This is a genomic window from Burkholderia sp. B21-005, assembly GCF_020843965.1.
GTDB classification, from domain to species: Bacteria; Pseudomonadota; Gammaproteobacteria; order Burkholderiales; family Burkholderiaceae; genus Burkholderia; species Burkholderia ambifaria.
This window is the reverse complement of sequence record NZ_CP086302.1, coordinates 1,948,586-1,963,797: the sequence shown is the minus strand read 5'-3', so window position 1 is coordinate 1,963,797 and position 15,212 is coordinate 1,948,586. Positions and strand designations below refer to the sequence as shown.

Sequence of the window (15,212 nt, the reverse complement as noted above, 5' to 3'; positions counted from 1 at the left end):
GCCGGATTGCCTGGTCGAACGTACGCTTTGTCGAAACCCACGCCTCCACCAGCAGGTGATCGACCATGCAAGCCCATCCTCTGCGTCTTTCCCCCGGCGACGATCTGCGCGCCGCCATCGAGCACGCGTTGCGCGGGCTGGGCGCACACGCCGCATTCGTGATCCAGGGCATCGGCAGCCTGAACGTCGCGCAGTTGCGCTTTGCCGGCGTCGACTCGCCGACCGAACTGCGCGGCGACCTCGAAATCCTGACGCTGGCCGGTTCGGTCTCGCCGGACGGGGCGCACCTGCACATGTCGGTTTCCGACGCGCAAGGCCGCGTATCGGGCGGGCACGTCGCGAGCGGCTGCGTGGTGCGTACGACCGCCGAGATACTGCTCGTGCTGTTGCCCGCGTATCGTTTCTCGCGTGAACCCGATGCGGGCACCGGATTCAACGAGCTGGTGATTCGCCCGCAGAGCGGCTGATCGCGCGGATCGTTCGCGGCGCACGACCGGTGCGTCGATTCAGCGGACGGCCTTGCCGAGCACATGGCGCCGGCAATGCTCGAGATACGCTTGTTCATGCGCGGCCATCAGTTCGATGATGCTTTGCCACAGCCATGAAGGCGCGTCGAGGGTCTTCGGACGCTGGCGACGCAACTCGGCGCGCCACGCGCGTTGCGTCGTGTTGTCCATCTGTGCGGCATGCGCGCGGCCGACCACCAGCGCAAGGTATCGTGCGACTTTCACCGCGTCAGCCTCCGACAGCCGTTCCGCGTCCAGTTTCAGATCCTGCGGCATCAATTCGCGCATGACGACGGAGCGCCCGTCGAGGCGCGCCGCGCACATCCGGCTTCCCAGCATCGGCGACACGTGCCGCGCGCCTTCGAGCACCCGTTGTGCGGCATCGCGCGGCATGCGCACCCCCGGTTGTTTCGGCGCCTTGGCGGCCGTGGCTTCCTTGATGTCGATCAGGTAGGGCGGATGGCCATCGGAACACGCATCGTCGATATCGAGCATCACCGCGAAGCGGCGCCGGCCCAGCGAGCTGCAGCCCTTCACCCAAAAGGCGGCGTCGAGCACCTTCATGCTGGCGTCGCTGCGTGCCGCGCGGCTGAGCGCGGCGCTGATCGTCGAAACCGGTGCGGATTCGAACAGGGTGTGGATGGCGCGCCGCTCCCGTTCCGACAGCGGCCAGAAGCGTTTGCCCAACGGGATGTGCGGCGTGGTGTTCCTGATCGTCTGCCGGTCGAGTTTCCGCCACGAGCGATGCAGCGCCGCCTTCATCGCGATCTTCACCTCGGTCGGGCGTTGCATGTGGCTGAGTTCGTCGCGGCGCCGGCTGTCGAACGCCTGCTCGTATCCGTCGATGAGCGCCTCGATCATCCGCCACGTGATGATGCCGGGCAGATCGGAGCTGCGTGCCGCGGTGGCGAGCGAGAACCCCAGGCGCAGCACATCGTGGACCGGATTGCCGATCACGCTCTGGTCGAGATCGCGAATCTGCACGGCGACTTCACCCGTCTTCGACGCGACGGGCCCCAGATTGCCGAGATGGCAATCGCCGCCGATCCATATCGCGGGACCGTCGGGCAAGGTGCCGGATCGATGGTCCGCCAGCCATGCGTAGAAGCGCTCGGCGCTGCCGCGCGTATAGGTGTGTATCGAGCGCGCCATCTTGCGGCTGCGCAGGTTGGCGAGAATGTGCGCGCGCTGGTCGCAGGTCGGCAGCCGTGCCGATCCGGCGGTTTTCTTCGTCACGATGCGTCCTCCTTCCATCCGGCGGCATGCGTTTGCGGTGCACATGCACCGCGCGATGCCGGTTGATCCGGCGATGCGAAGCGCCGGCAGGGCGGTGCGGCGGTGTGATTCAGCCCGGCACGAACACGCCCATCGCCGCGATCACCATCGCGAGCGTCGCGAGCCAGCCGCCCCATGCCAGCACGCCCCTGACGGCGAATTCGCCCATGATGCGCCTGCTGCCGGCCATCAGCATCATCACGAACATGATCGGCACGGCCGTCACGCCGTTGATGACCGCACTCCAGTAGAGCGCCCGGATCGGGTCGAAATGCATGAACGTGATCGCGACGCCGCCGATGATCGCCAATGCGATCACGGCGTAGAACTCGGGCGCGACACCCAGCCGCAACGCGAGACTGTTGCGCCAGCGAAAGGTGCCCGCGGCCGCATAGGCGGCGGATCCCGCGAGAACCGGCAGCGCCAGCAGGCCGGTGCCGATGATCCCGAGCGCGAACAACACGTACGCGAAGTGCCCGGCGACGGGCTCGAGTGCCCGTGCGGCATCCGCCGACGTCTTCACGTCGATGTGATGCATGTGCAGCGTCGCCGCCGCCGTCAGCGTGATGAAGAACGCGATGATGTTCGACACGCCCATGCCGACCCAGGTATCGACGCTGATCCGCCGCAACTGCGCGGGCGCCTGGTGCGGCATGCTTCGCAGCGGTTGCTGGTTCGGCGCCGCGCGCAATTCCTCGACTTCCTGCGAGGCCTGCCAGAAAAACAGATAAGGGCTGATCGTGGTGCCGAGCACGGCGATGATCGTCGTCAGGTAGGCGGCGTTCAACTGGATATGCGGCAGCACGATCGCACGGCCGACCTCGCGCCACGGGACGGGCACGATCAGCGCGACGGCGACATAGGCGAGCAGGGTCAGCGCGGTCCATTTGAGGAGGCGGGCATAGCGGTCGTATGGCACGAAAATCTGCAGCACGACCGACACGCCGCCCAGGCAGACGACATAAAGCTCTTGCGGGCCGTGCAGCAGCAACTTGACCGCCGCGCCCATCGCCGACAGGTCGGCCGCGATGTTGATCACGTTCGCAATGGTCAGCAGCGCGACGGTGCCATAGAGCAGCCACGGCGGATAGTGCGTGCGCATGTTCGACGCAAGGCCCTTGCCCGTCACGCGGCCGATGCGCGCGCTGACCAGCTGGATGGCCGTCATCAGCGGATAGGTCAGCAGCAGCGACCAGAGCAGTTCGAAGCCGAACTGTGCGCCCGCCTGCGAATAGGTACCGATGCCGGAAGGATCGTCGTCGGCGGCGCCGGTGACGAGGCCCGGTCCGAGGCGCCGGAGCCACGTCGTCGCGGACGGACGAGGTTGTGCGGAATCGATGGACTCTTGGTCGTTCATGTTGGCGGCGGCCCCGTGAGGAAGGACAGGGAAGCCGCAATCGGCGTGCCCGGGCGGAATGGGTTTCGGTCGCGCAGCCCAGCGCAGCGGAAAGCCGCTACCGGCGGCGCGCGGGCAGCGAGGATAGGGGAAGTTGGGTGGACGGCGCGTGCGTGAACGGGCGCATCCGAATTGGGATATCGATGGGCGTTGGCAGTCGATTTTGCCCCGGCCGCTAAGGGATGGACTTGCTTGAAGTGTCGCGCGGGCCGCTCATCGATTCGTCGAGCGCGGCATTGACGGCGTATTGCCGGCTACCGGCAGGTCAGGGCCGGTCGCGCGGAGCACCAAGGACGGAAAGCGCCGGTCGCGACCGCTCCCGGCCACGCGGCGCGACACGGGCGCAGCCGACACGGCGGCGCCTGTTCGATCTCAACGCGCCGCGATCGCGGCATCCTGATTGCCGCGCCCGCTCACGAGGCAGCCGGACATGAATGCCTCGCTCTGGCTGCTGGCTGCCGCGTTGCCGAAGCCGCGGCTGAGCGCGTCGTATTTCACCTGCTCGGCGCCTTGCGAGCACGCCATCGGACTGGCGTCGCGGCCTTGCGCATGCAGCAGCGCCCGATCGCCGATCAGGTAGGCCAGCAGCGCGAAAAAAGCGATATGTACCACTCGTCTCATGATTCGTCTCCTCGTCGCTCAAGCGTAACGCGGACACGATGTGCGAAGCATTGGGGCTTCCCCGGGTAATCGTCTGCTGAAATGTCCGCTGGCCGACGTGATCGCGTCCTGTCTTTGCCCATCGCGGCGGGGAAAGGGGCGGTGTTTGGCCGGACCGGCGCGCAATCGATGCGAGTTTGACGAATGTCAGGGTGCGGGCAGGGCGAGACGGTCGCGCTACGGGGCGAAGCGATAGCATGAATGCATGTTCTGGCGGAACGCGATGCGCGGCAAGCGATGGGCGCAGCGGTTCCGAACGCAGCGGTACATGTTGAACATCGCTATCGAAATAGTGAGGAATCCCAATGCTTAACGTCTCTTCGGTCCTGATCAGCATGGCGCCGTTGTGGGTCATCCTGCTGGGCGCGTCTTCAGTGGCGGCCTATCTCGTGTTCTGGCGCAAGGCCATCCAGTAAGCAGGTCGGTGCTATGCGACGGCGCACGTGTGCGCGTCGCAGTATCGGTACACGGCACACGACGGCTTTGCACCGTGCTGGACGCATCGTCGCGTCGACTCCAATGAAACGACCCGCCTGAGCGGGTCCATGACGACCACGTCGCGCCGGTGCGCATCGAGGTCGACGGCACGGTGCCGCACAACACGACGGCGACGCGGCCGCGATCAGCCGCTTATCGCACCGCCGTCACCGGCACATTCGAAATCCGCACGAGCCGGCTCATCACGCTGCGGCGGAACATCGACAGCATCGTATGAACCGGATCGTGCCGCGGCGCGACGACGACGATTTCGTCGCAGCCCGTCTCGGCCGCGACGGCCGCGATCGTGTCGGCCACCGGCCCGACCTTCTTCACGACGCTGTACCGGACTCCGGCTTCCCGCAGCACCCGCTCGGCCATCGCCAGATCGTCGCACGCGAACTTGTCCTCGATCGAGCGCAGCCGCGACAGCGGGTGAAACGCCTCGAGCCGCGTCGCTTCGAGCGGCGGCTGTACGTTGATCAGCACGATCTCCGACGCGCAGCGTTCGCGATACAGGAAGGTCGCGTGACGGACCGCCTGCAGCGAGCGGGGCGAATGACCGACAGGAACCAGCAGCTTGAGCATGGACGATGCTCCGGAATCGAGATGTTTCCAGCGTAGCGCGCCGCCGGATCGCTCGATCTAAAGAGATCGGGCGGCCGCGTAAAAATGCCGTCAACGCCGGCCGTCGCGTTGTGTCGCGCCTATTAGAAATATAAGAAATTTAAGTTTATGCGCATAAACGTTTTCATCAGCCGGTCGGCCACTCCGGTCCTCCCGGGCGGCGCGCCGATTTAGTCGGATCTTCAATGAATCGCGGCGGAAAATATCGAAGGTCGGCCATCGGGCGTCGCGTAGAGTAGAGCATCGGTCGCGGCGCGGCCCCTCCCGCCCATTCCAGGCCCATTGCCGGCCGCTCGGGACGGAGTGCGGCCACCCGCGGCCCGCCATTCTGTTCCGATTCCAGGAGACCTCGCATGCCGCACGGCACCCCGCAGCTTCTCGCCCCCGCTTCCATCACCGTCGACCCGATCGTGCGCCTGTCGGCCGGCGAGCTCGCATCGGCGATCCGCAGCAAGGCGGTCTCCTGCGTCGAGACGATGCGTGCGTATCTCGATCACATCGAGCGCGTGAACGGTGCGGTGAACGCGCTGGTCTCGCTGCGCGATCGCGCCACGCTGCTCGCCGAAGCCGCGGAAAAGGACGCGGCGCTCGCCCGCGGCGAATATCACGGCTGGCTGCACGGGATGCCGCAGGCGCCGAAGGATCTCGCGATGACGAAAGGGTTGCGGACGACCTACGGCTCGCCGATCTTCCGCGATCACGTGCCGCAGGCCGACTCGGTCGGTGTCGGGCGGATGCGCGCGGCGGGTGCGATCTTCATCGGCAAGACCAACACGCCGGAGTTCGGTCTCGGCTCGCACACGTTCAACGAGGTCCACGGCGCGACGCGCAATCCGTACGACCTGACGAAGAGCGCGGGCGGCAGCAGCGGCGGCACCGCGGCGGCGCTCGCCGCGCGCATGCTGCCGATCGCGGACGGCAGCGACTTCGGCGGCTCGCTGCGCAATCCGGCCGCGTTCTGCAACATCTACGGCTTGCGTCCGTCGCAGGGCCGCGTGCCGCGCTGGCCGGCCGTCGACGTGTTCATGCAGCAGCTCGGCATCGAAGGGCCGATGGGCCGCACGGTCGGCGACGTCGCGCACCTGCTGTCGATCCAGGCCGGCTACGACCCGAACGATCCGCTGTCGCTCGCGGAAGACCCCGTCGTGTTCACGAAGTCGCTCGACAAGGACCTGCGCGGTGAGCGCATCGCGTGGGTCGGCGACTGGAACGGTTATCTCGCGACCGAGCCGGGCGTGCTCGCGCAGTGCGAAAAGGGGCTCGCGACGCTGCGCGAGATCGGCTGCGACGTCGATGCGGCGCTGCCGGCGTTCGCGCCCGACCGGATCTGGCGTCTGTGGCTCGCGCATCGGCATCTGCCGTCCGGCGGCGGGCTGCTCGCGCACTATCGCGACCCGGCACGCCGTGCGCTGCTCAAGCCCGAGGCAATCTACGAGGTCGAAGGGCTGCTCGCGATGCAGGCTGCCGAGGTGTTCGACGCGAGCATCGAGCGCACCGCGTGGCATCAGGCCGTGCTGAGTTTCTTCGATCGCTACGACTTCATCGCGGCGCCGACCGCGCAGGTGTTCCCGTTCGACGTCGAGCAGCGCTGGCCGAAGGAAATCGCGGGCCGCGCGATGGATACCTACCACCGCTGGATGGAAACGGTCGTGCCGTGGACGCTGGCCGGCTGCCCGGTGATCAGCGTGCCGGTCGGCTTCAACGACGCGGGGCTGCCGATGGGGATGCAGCTGATCGGCCGGCCGCGCGCGGATCTCGCGGTGCTGCAGCTCGCGCGCGGCTACGAGCAGGCGGCCGACTGGGTCGGCCGACGGCTGCCGGCCTGGATGGCTGCCTGACGCACGCGGCGGCCGCGATCCCGGGCGGCCCGCAACCAGCGATATTGATGCGGGCAAGGAACGAATCCTGATGCGCGCTCGAGATCGCGCGGCAAATGCGGACGAATGCGCGCGGCGAGCCCGGACGGCGGCGGAATTGCAAGCGGCCGCGGTGCGCGATTTCGTTTCGATGTGTTTCAGTCGTTGCGGCGGCGCGCGACGCGCTTCGACAATATCTGCCTCAATAATTCGGGCACGAGGGAAACAGATGAAGCACATTCGCGCGACGGGCAAGCACCTGGCATCGGCAGGCATCGCATTCGGCATCCTGCTGGGCCTCAACGGCAGCGCGCATGCGCAACTCGACCTGCAATCGATCGGATCGTCGCTGCTCGGCGGCGGGCAGCAGCAGGCCGCACCGTCGCAGGGCGGCGTCGCGCAGTTGCTGCAGGCGTACGTCGGCGCGAACCAGCAGGTGCTGGCCGGCCAGTCGTCGCTCGCGTCGGCGATGGGGCTCACCGGCGCGGCCGGGCAGGCGCAGCAGGCCGCCGGCCTGCTCGGCGGCGGCAACGCATTGACGCCGGCCGCGCTGTCGCAGATGGGCGGCGCGCAGCAGTCGGTGTCGCAGGCGCTCGGCCAGGCGTTCGCGAGCGGCGGTGCGACGCATGGCCAGGTCGACAAGCAGGCGTTCAGCAACGGCCTTGCATCGCTCGGCCAGGGCCTCACGCAGTACTCGCAGCTGCAGTCGGGGCTCGGCAGTCTCGGTTCGACCAGCGCCGCATCGCTGCTGCAGGCGGGCCTGAATCCGCAGAACATGCAGGCAGCGTCGTATATCGCGCAAAGCGCGCCGGGCCAGTTGCAGTCGCTCACGTCGACGCTCAGCCAGGCCGTGCAGTTCGCGACGAGCCAGGGCATCTCGGTGCCGGCGGTTGCGTCGTCCGCGCTGAAGCTGCTGCCGTAACGTTATCGGCGCCGCGCGCTGCGGTGCAGGCAGCCGCGCGCGGCGCGCCGGGAAGGCCCCGCGCAACATGGGGATTACGCTCGATGCTATCGTGGCGTGTTCCCCGTTCCCGGTGCCGGTTCATGACTGACTCGTTCGACCTCCCGCGCTATTTCGCCCGCATCGGCTACGACGGCCCGGCCGAGCCGACGCTTGACGTGCTGCGCCGGCTGCATCTGCTGCACCCGCAGGCGATCCCCTTCGAAAACCTCAATCCGCTGACCGGCGCGCGTGTCGCGCTCGACCTGCCGGCGATCGTCGACAAGGTGATCGGGCACCGCCGCGGCGGCTACTGCTTCGAACTCAACAAGTTGTTCTACACCGCGCTCACGCACATCGGTTTCCGCGTGACGCCGTTGATCGCGCGCGTGCGCTGGATGCGGCCGCCCGAGGTCGTCACCGCGCAGACGCACATGCTGCTGCGCATCGATCTCGACGGCGCGACGTGGCTCGCGGACATCGGCTTCGGCAGCGCGACGCTGACTGCGCCGCTGCGCTTCGTGCCGGACGCGCGGCAACTGACGCCGCACGGCGCGTTTCGCGTGGTCGGCGCGCCGGTCGACGGCGAATTCGACATGCAGTTCGAGATTCCCGACGGCTGGCAGACGACCTATCGCTTCTCGCTGAAGCGGGCCGAGTGGATCGATTACGACGCCGCGAACTGGTTCACGTCGACGTATCCCGAATCGATCTTCGTGAACGACCTGATCGCGTGCCGCGTACTGCCTGACGGCCGCGCGGCGCTGTTCAACACCGTGTTGACGCTGCGCGACGCGGCGGGCGCGGGGCGCACCGTCACGTTCGACGACGCGGCGGCGTGGGGCGCGTGCCTGCGCGACACGATCGGCATCGACACGACCGGCTTCGATCTCGACGCGATGTTCGCGCGGGTGGCGGCGCGGGCCAACATGATGTGAGCGCGTGGCGAGCGGCGGCATGGCCGGCGTCGGCGTCCGCCGCACGCCACGCCGCCGATTCCATTCCGTGTTTGACTTTTGCTATTTTGCTAGCATACTAGTAATCATGAGCGACGAAGAAGTGAAGCAGTTCAACGTGTACCTGCCGCTGAGCCTGATCCGGCAGGTCAAGCATCGCGCCATCGAAACGGAGCAGTCGCTGTCCGCGCTGGTGGCCGACGCATTGCGCGCGTATCTGGCCGCTCCGCCACCGGGAGCCGGGCCGTCCACCAAGGAGGAGTGACATGTCATCCGGGCGAATCGAAGCCGTGTACCTGACGACGCACAACTGGGGCAAGTCGGCGAAGTTCTTCCAGGCGCTGGGCTTCACGCTGGAATTCGAAACCGATCATGCGTCGGGCCAGCTGAGGCGCGGCGACGGCCCGTATCTGTTCATCGCCGAAGTGCCGACGAGCGAGACGCCGGACATGCAGGTCGTGCTGACGGTGCCCGACGAACAGTCGGTCCGGCCGCAGCCGATCGTCGACGTGGTCACGCCGTTCGAGGATACGCACTGGGGCACGCGGGACATGACCGTGCGAGACCCCGACGGCCGCGTGTGGCGCCTGCAGGCGCCGGGCACGCCGGGCGGGTCGGGTGAGTGAGGCCGCGGCGATGAGCGACCTCCATCAGGACCATCAGAACCATCAGGACGCCCCCGACAGCACCGCCGCCCGCGTCGCGCTGTGGCGCGCGCTGCACGTCGAACTCGATGCGCCGCCGCACGTGCTCGCCGATGAAGTCGGCCTGCGCCTGCTTGCACCGGCGCCCGGCTGGCAGCAGCGCGGCGACATGGATCCGCAGTTCACGCGGCCGTTTCGCGCATCGATCGTCGCGCGCGCGCGCTTCATCGAGGATCTCGTCGTCGCGCAGGCCGCGCTGGGTGTGAGCCAGTACGTGATCCTCGGCGCGGGACTCGACAGCTTCGTGCAGCGCCGGCCCGAGATGGCGTCGCGCTTGACCGTCTTCGAAGTCGATCCGCCCGCGCCGCAGGCGTGGAAGCGCCGCCGCCTGGCCGAGCTCGGCTTCGGCGTGCCGGACTGGCTGCGGTTCGTGCCGGTCGATTTCGAGGCGAAGCAGTCGTGGCGCGACGCGCTCGTTGGCGCGGGCTTCGATGCGGGCAAACCGGCGGTGGTGGTATCCACCGGCGTCAGCATGTACCTGACGCGCGACGCGAACGCGGCGGCGCTACGCGAAGTCGCGTCGCTCGCGCCGGGTTCGACGTTCGCGATGACTTTCCTCTTGCCGCTCGAGCATGCGGATCCGGACGTGCGCCCCGGGCTCGAAATGGCCGCGAAGGGCGCGCGCGAGAGCGGCACGCCGTTCATCAGCTTCTTCATGCCGGCGGAAATCCGCGCGCTCGCGACGCAGGCCGGCTTTGCGCGGGCCGAGCATGTGTCGGCCGCGGCGCTCACGCGCCGCTACTTCGCCGATCGTACCGACGGCCTGCGTCCGCCGAACAACGCGGAAGAGTTGCTGGTCGCGACGGTGTAACGCCGCGGTCAGCCGTCACGCGCGTTCCAGCACGGCCATCTCGCGCACGATCACGAGCAGCACCGCGAGGCTCGCGCCACCCGACGCGCGCAGGTCGGCGAGCAGATGTTCGTAGCGCTCCAGCGCGGCTTCGCGGCGTTCGCGCCACGCGTGGACGATCGTCTCCGGCGCCGTCGAGTCGGCCGATTCCGCCAGCGCGCTGGTGGCAAGCGTGCGCTTGAGCCGCGCGATTTCCGCGAGCGCGGCCGCGCGCGCCAGCATGTCCCAGTGCGTCGGAGCCGGCAGCGTGGCCGCGCGTTCGCCGATCCACCGGTAGTTCAGCAGCGTGCCGAGCGAGAAGTACACGCCCGCGACCAGCTCGAGGCTGCGATCGCAGGTCGCGGCCACTTCGGCGATGTCGAGCAGCGCGGCCGAGATGTCGCCGTTCGCGACGCGGCCGGCGAGTGCGCTGTCGACGCCGGCGTCCACCAGTACGCGCTGCCGCTCCGACAATGCTTCGAGATCGCTCGTCGGCAGCAGCGCCGGCAATTGCGGCGCGAGGCGCTGCACCGCGTCGCGGCAGCGCGCGATCAAGCTGGCGACGCCGCCGTCGGCGACCGCGCCCGACTGCAGGTGTCGCAGGAACCACAGCGCCGCGCGCTCCAGCAGCCGGGCGACGTCGACGAACATGCGCGCCTGCACGTCGTCGGCGACGCGGTTGTCGAGCGCGTCGATATCGCGCCACACCGCATCGAGATCGAACACGTCGCGCGCCATGATGCAGGCGCGCACGATGTCGCCCGGCTTCGCGTCGGTTTCCTCCATCAGCCGGTGCACGAACGCGCAACCGACGCGGTTGACGAGCGCGTTGGTCAGGTGCGTCGCGAGAATCTCTCGCCGCAGCGGGTGGCGCTGCATCGGTTCGCTGAAGCGCTGTTGCAGCGGCGTCGGGAAATAGTCGACGAGCATCGCGGCGACGAGCGGATCCTCCGGTACGTCGGATTCGAGCAGCGCGTCGTACAACCACATCTTGCTGTAGGCGAGCAGCACCGCGCGCTCCGGCGACGTCAGCCCCTGTTTCGCGGTTTGCCGTTCGGCGATCTCGTCGTCGGTCGGCAGGAACTCGATCACGCGGTTCAGGCGGCCCGCGCGTTCGAGCCAGCGCATCAGGCGCGCCTCGGCGTCGAGCAGCTCGACGCTGTAGCGGCCCGCGATCGACAGCGCCTGGGTCTGGTAGTAGTTGTCGCGCAGCACCAGCAGCCCGACTTCGTCGGTCATTTCCGCGAGCAGCGTGTTGCGCTGCTTCTCGGTCATCTCGCCGTCGGTGACGACGAGGCCGAGCAGGATCTTGATGTTGACTTCGTGATCCGAACAATCGACGCCCGCCGAGTTGTCGATCGCGTCGGTGTTGATGCGCCCGCCGCGCTGCGCGAACTCGATGCGGCCGAACTGCGTGCAGCCGAGGTTGCCGCCTTCGCCGACGACCTTGCAGCGCAGGTCCGCGCCGTTCACGCGCACCGCGTCGTTCGCACGATCGCCGACCTGCTGGTGGGTTTCGTGCGCGGCCTTCACGTAGGTGCCGATGCCGCCGTTGTACAGCAGGTCGACCGGCGCCTGCAGGATCGCGCGGATCAGCTCGGTCGGCGGCAGCGCCTGCGCGTCGATGCCGAGCGCGGCCTGCACGGCCGGCGACAGCGGGATCGTCTTCGCGGTGCGCGCGTACACGCCGCCGCCCTGCGAGATCACGGAGGTGTCGTAGTCGGCCCAGCTCGAGCGTTCGAGCGCGAACATCCGCTCGCGCTCCGCGAAGCTCGTCGCCGGGTCGGGGTTCGGATCGAGGAACACGTGCCGGTGATCGAAGGCCGCGACGAGCCGGATATGCGGCGACAGCAGCATCCCGTTGCCGAACACGTCGCCCGACATGTCGCCGACGCCGACCACGGTGAAGTCGGTCGTCTGCGTATCGACGCCCATCTCGCGGAAATGCCGCTTCACCGATTCCCACGCGCCGCGCGCGGTGATCGCCATCTTCTTGTGGTCGTAGCCGACCGAGCCGCCGGACGCGAACGCATCGTCGAGCCAGAAGCCGTATTCGTGCGAGATCGCGTTCGCGTAGTCGGAGAAGGTGGCCGTGCCCTTGTCGGCGGCGACGACGAGATACGGATCGTCGGGATCGTGCCGCACCACGTCGGGCGGCGGCACGATCGTGTTGCCGGCGAGATTGTCGGTCAGGTCGAGCAGGCCGCGCAGGAACGTCTGATAGCACGCGATGCCTTCGCGCATCCACGCTTCGCGATCGCTCGGCGGCGGCGGGTTCTTCACGACGAAGCCGCCTTTCGAGCCGACCGGCACGATCACGACGTTCTTCACCATCTGCGCCTTCATCAGCCCGAGCACCTCGGTGCGGAAATCCTCGCGGCGGTCGGACCAGCGCAGCCCGCCGCGCGCGACGCGCCCGCCGCGCAGGTGCACGCCCTCGACGCGCGGCGAATACACCCAGATCTCGAACATCGGCTTCGGCTCGGGCAGGCCGGGCACCTTCGCCGGATTGAACTTGAACGACAGGTACGGCTTCGATTCGCCGCTCGTGTCGAGCAGGAAATAGTTGGTGCGCTCGGTCGCGTTGATCACGCCGAGGAACTGGCGCAGGATCCGGTCCTCGTCGAGGTTCGGCACCTGGTCGAGCGCCGTCTCGATGGCCTTCAGCAGGTGTTCGGCCTGCACGTCGCGCGTGCCGCCGGTGGCCGGGTCGAAGCGCAGCACGAACAGCTCGACGAGCTGCCGTGCGATCGCCGGGTTGCCGGTCAGCGCGCGCTCGATGTACGCGTCGCTGAACGTCGAGCCGACCTGCCGCAGGTATTTCGCATACGCACGCAGGATCGTGACCTCGCGGGCGCTCAGGTGGGCGCGCAACACCAGGCGATTGAAGTCGTCGTTCTCGATCCGGCCGCTCCAGATCCGGTCGAACGCATCTTCGAACAGGCCCTTCACGCGCTCGATGTCGAACTCGGTGTCATCGACGAGTTCAAGGCCGAAATCGTGCACCCACGCAGGTGCGGCATCCTGCGTCTGGATCCGGTACGGCCGCTCCTCGTCGACGCGCACGCCCAGATGTTCCAGCATCGGCAGGCTGCGCGACAGCGCGATCGGGTCGCCCGCGCGATACACCTTGAAGCGGAACGCGCGCGGGCCGGCCTCGATCGGGCGGTACAGGTTCATCGCGAGCTGGCCCGACTCCTTCACGCGCTCGATCAGCTCGATGTCGCGCACGGCCGTGCGCGCCGGGTAGTCGTCGCGATAGCCGGCCGGGAACGATTCCGCATAGTGCTGCAGCAGCCGGTTGCCTTGCTCTTCGCCGAACGCGTCGAGCAGCGCGTCCGCGAGATCGTCCTGCCAGCGGCGCGCGACCTGCACGAGCCGCGCTTCGAGCTCGCGCGTGTCGACGTCGGGCATCGTGCCCGGTTCGGCATGGACGACGAAATGAATCCGCGCGATCGCCGATTCCGACAGCAGCGGCGTGAATTCGACGTTCACGCCGTTGTATGCGTCGACGAGCAGCTTCGCGATGCGGCGGCGCAGGTCGGTGTTGTACTTGTCGCGCGGCACGAACGCGAGGCACGACACGAAGCGGTCGAAGCGGTCGCGCCGCACGAACAGGCGCGTGCGCTGGTGTTCCTGCAGCCGCAGGATGCCGAGCGCGATGTCGTAGAGCTGGTCTTCGTCGGCCTGGAATAGTTCGTCGCGCGGATAGGTTTCGAGCACCGTCACCAGCGACTTGCCGAGATGCCCTTTCGGCAGGAAGCCCGCGCGCCGCACGATGTTCGCGCACTTGCGGCGCACGATCGGGATCTCGGCGCTCGACACCATGTACGCGGTCGACGTGTAGAGCCCGATGAAGCGGCGCTCGCCGATCACCTTGCCGTCGGCGCCGACCAGTTTCACGCCGACGTAGTCGAGGTAGCCGGGCCGGTGCACGGTCGCGCGCGAGTTCGCCTTGGTCAGGAAGATCGGCCAGGGGCCGGTGATGATCTCGGCGGCGGCCGGCGGCAGCGGCGTCACGTCCGGCGCGCCGGACGGCCGCAGCGATTCGCGCAGCAGGCCGAAGCCGGAGCCCTCGACGCCGCGCAGCCCGAAGCCCGACGCGTCCGATACCAGCGAGTAGTCGCGCTGGCCGAGGAACGTGAAGTGGTCGGCGGCCATCCATTCGAGGAAGGCGCGCGCCTCGATGTCTTCCGCGGTGGATTCGCGGGCTTTCATGTCCTTGATCGTCGCGCGCGCGATGTCGACGATCTTCGGCCAGTCCTCGACCGAGGCGCGCACGTCGCCGAGCACGCGCGCGATGTCGTCGCGCAGCGTGTCGAGCAACGCGGCGTCGCCGCAGCGGTCGATTTCGAAATGGATGAACGAGGCGAGCTGCGACTGGCCGTCGGCGGCCGTCGCGCCGCCGGCGTCGACACGCTCGATCCCGCCGTTGCTGCCGCGCCAGATGCGGAACACCGGGTGCAGCGCGGAGTGCAGCGCGAGCCCGAGGCGGTTCACCGCCATCGTCACCGAGTCGACGAGGAACGGCATGTCGTCATTGACGATCTCGATCACCGTGTGGTCCGAGTGCCAGCCGTGCTGCTCGAGGATCGGGTTGTACACGCGCAGCCGCTCGCTGCCGGGCACGAATTTCTGGGCGGTCTGCCAGTGCGCCATCGCGGCGCCGTACAGGTCGGCGATGCTGCGATCCTGCAGATCGTCGGCGTCGACGAAGTCGTAGTAATGACGCAGGAACGGTTCGACGATCCGGAACGTGGCTTCGGGCAGGCGCCCGCGCGCGAATTCGACGACATCCGAGAGCAGGTGTGCGACGACTTCTTCGTTCTTCGCTTCCATGGCGGTCTCCTGATGGGCTGGCCATTGGCTGCTGCGTGTGTGTTCGGCATTATGCGCCGATTGCGTGACGGGGCGATGTGCGGGCGCACAACGAGGAGCAGGGAAGGAAGGGCCGCACGCAGCGCGCGTGTGCGGCGCTGCGCGGGA

General features: G+C 68.0%; 12 protein-coding genes. 7 read left to right on the top strand and 5 right to left on the bottom strand.

Annotation, left to right across the window (positions count from 1 at the left end; genetic code table 11):
• Nucleotides 1-65 precede the first annotated feature (65 nt).
• A complete protein-coding gene (locus LMA02_RS25240) occupies nucleotides 66-467 on the top strand; it encodes a PPC domain-containing DNA-binding protein (protein ID WP_228907969.1) in 402 nt (133 codons plus the stop codon).
• 39 nt (nucleotides 468-506) lie between these two features.
• Here the strand turns inward: LMA02_RS25240 and LMA02_RS25235 are convergent, their stop codons facing one another.
• The 4 genes from LMA02_RS25235 to LMA02_RS25220 all read right to left on the bottom strand — a co-directional run bounded on the left by LMA02_RS25235 (nucleotide 507) and on the right by LMA02_RS25220 (nucleotide 4,902).
• Entirely contained in the window at nucleotides 507-1,760 is a 1,254-nt protein-coding gene (locus LMA02_RS25235; protein ID WP_416378681.1) for a DUF2252 family protein, read from the bottom strand.
• A 91-nt stretch (nucleotides 1,761-1,851) separates the two neighbouring features.
• Entirely contained in the window at nucleotides 1,852-3,138 is a 1,287-nt protein-coding gene (locus tag LMA02_RS25230) for an NRAMP family divalent metal transporter (protein ID WP_228907967.1), read from the bottom strand.
• 411 nt (nucleotides 3,139-3,549) lie between these two features.
• Nucleotides 3,550-3,798, bottom strand: coding sequence for an adhesin (locus LMA02_RS25225; protein WP_228907966.1), 249 nt, complete (start codon nucleotides 3,796-3,798; stop codon nucleotides 3,550-3,552).
• Nucleotides 3,799-4,467: 669 nt separating this feature from the next.
• Nucleotides 4,468-4,902 carry a universal stress protein gene (locus tag LMA02_RS25220; protein ID WP_228907965.1) on the bottom strand — a complete coding sequence of 145 codons (435 nt, stop codon included), beginning with the start codon at nucleotides 4,900-4,902 and terminating at the stop codon, nucleotides 4,468-4,470.
• A 392-nt stretch (nucleotides 4,903-5,294) separates the two neighbouring features.
• Between LMA02_RS25220 and LMA02_RS25215 the strand changes: the two genes are divergently transcribed.
• The 6 genes from LMA02_RS25215 to LMA02_RS25190 all read left to right on the top strand — a co-directional run bounded on the left by LMA02_RS25215 (nucleotide 5,295) and on the right by LMA02_RS25190 (nucleotide 10,208).
• Nucleotides 5,295-6,779, top strand: coding sequence for an amidase (locus LMA02_RS25215; protein ID WP_228907964.1), 1,485 nt, complete (start codon nucleotides 5,295-5,297; stop codon nucleotides 6,777-6,779).
• Nucleotides 6,780-7,026: 247 nt separating this feature from the next.
• Nucleotides 7,027-7,719 (top strand): hypothetical protein, encoded by a 693-nt coding sequence (locus LMA02_RS25210; RefSeq protein WP_228907963.1) that lies wholly within the window; start codon nucleotides 7,027-7,029, stop codon nucleotides 7,717-7,719.
• 122 nt (nucleotides 7,720-7,841) lie between these two features.
• Nucleotides 7,842-8,675 (top strand): arylamine N-acetyltransferase family protein, encoded by an 834-nt coding sequence (locus LMA02_RS25205; RefSeq protein WP_228907962.1) that lies wholly within the window; start codon nucleotides 7,842-7,844, stop codon nucleotides 8,673-8,675.
• Between the two features lie 106 nt (nucleotides 8,676-8,781).
• Nucleotides 8,782-8,958: a ribbon-helix-helix domain-containing protein gene (locus LMA02_RS25200; protein WP_105831255.1), complete on the top strand. Its 177-nt coding sequence runs from the start codon at nucleotides 8,782-8,784 to the stop codon at nucleotides 8,956-8,958.
• A 1-nt stretch (nucleotide 8,959) separates the two neighbouring features.
• Nucleotides 8,960-9,319 carry a VOC family protein gene (locus tag LMA02_RS25195; RefSeq protein WP_228907961.1) on the top strand — a complete coding sequence of 120 codons (360 nt, stop codon included), beginning with the start codon at nucleotides 8,960-8,962 and terminating at the stop codon, nucleotides 9,317-9,319.
• 10 nt (nucleotides 9,320-9,329) lie between these two features.
• Nucleotides 9,330-10,208: a class I SAM-dependent methyltransferase gene (locus LMA02_RS25190; RefSeq protein ID WP_228907960.1), complete on the top strand. Its 879-nt coding sequence runs from the start codon at nucleotides 9,330-9,332 to the stop codon at nucleotides 10,206-10,208.
• Between the two features lie 15 nt (nucleotides 10,209-10,223).
• On the opposite strand, the gene LMA02_RS25185 is transcribed toward LMA02_RS25190, so the two are convergent.
• Nucleotides 10,224-15,065, bottom strand: a complete 4,842-nt coding sequence (locus LMA02_RS25185; RefSeq protein WP_228907959.1) for an NAD-glutamate dehydrogenase — start codon at nucleotides 15,063-15,065, stop codon at nucleotides 10,224-10,226.
• Between the last annotated feature and the right edge of the window lie 147 nt (nucleotides 15,066-15,212).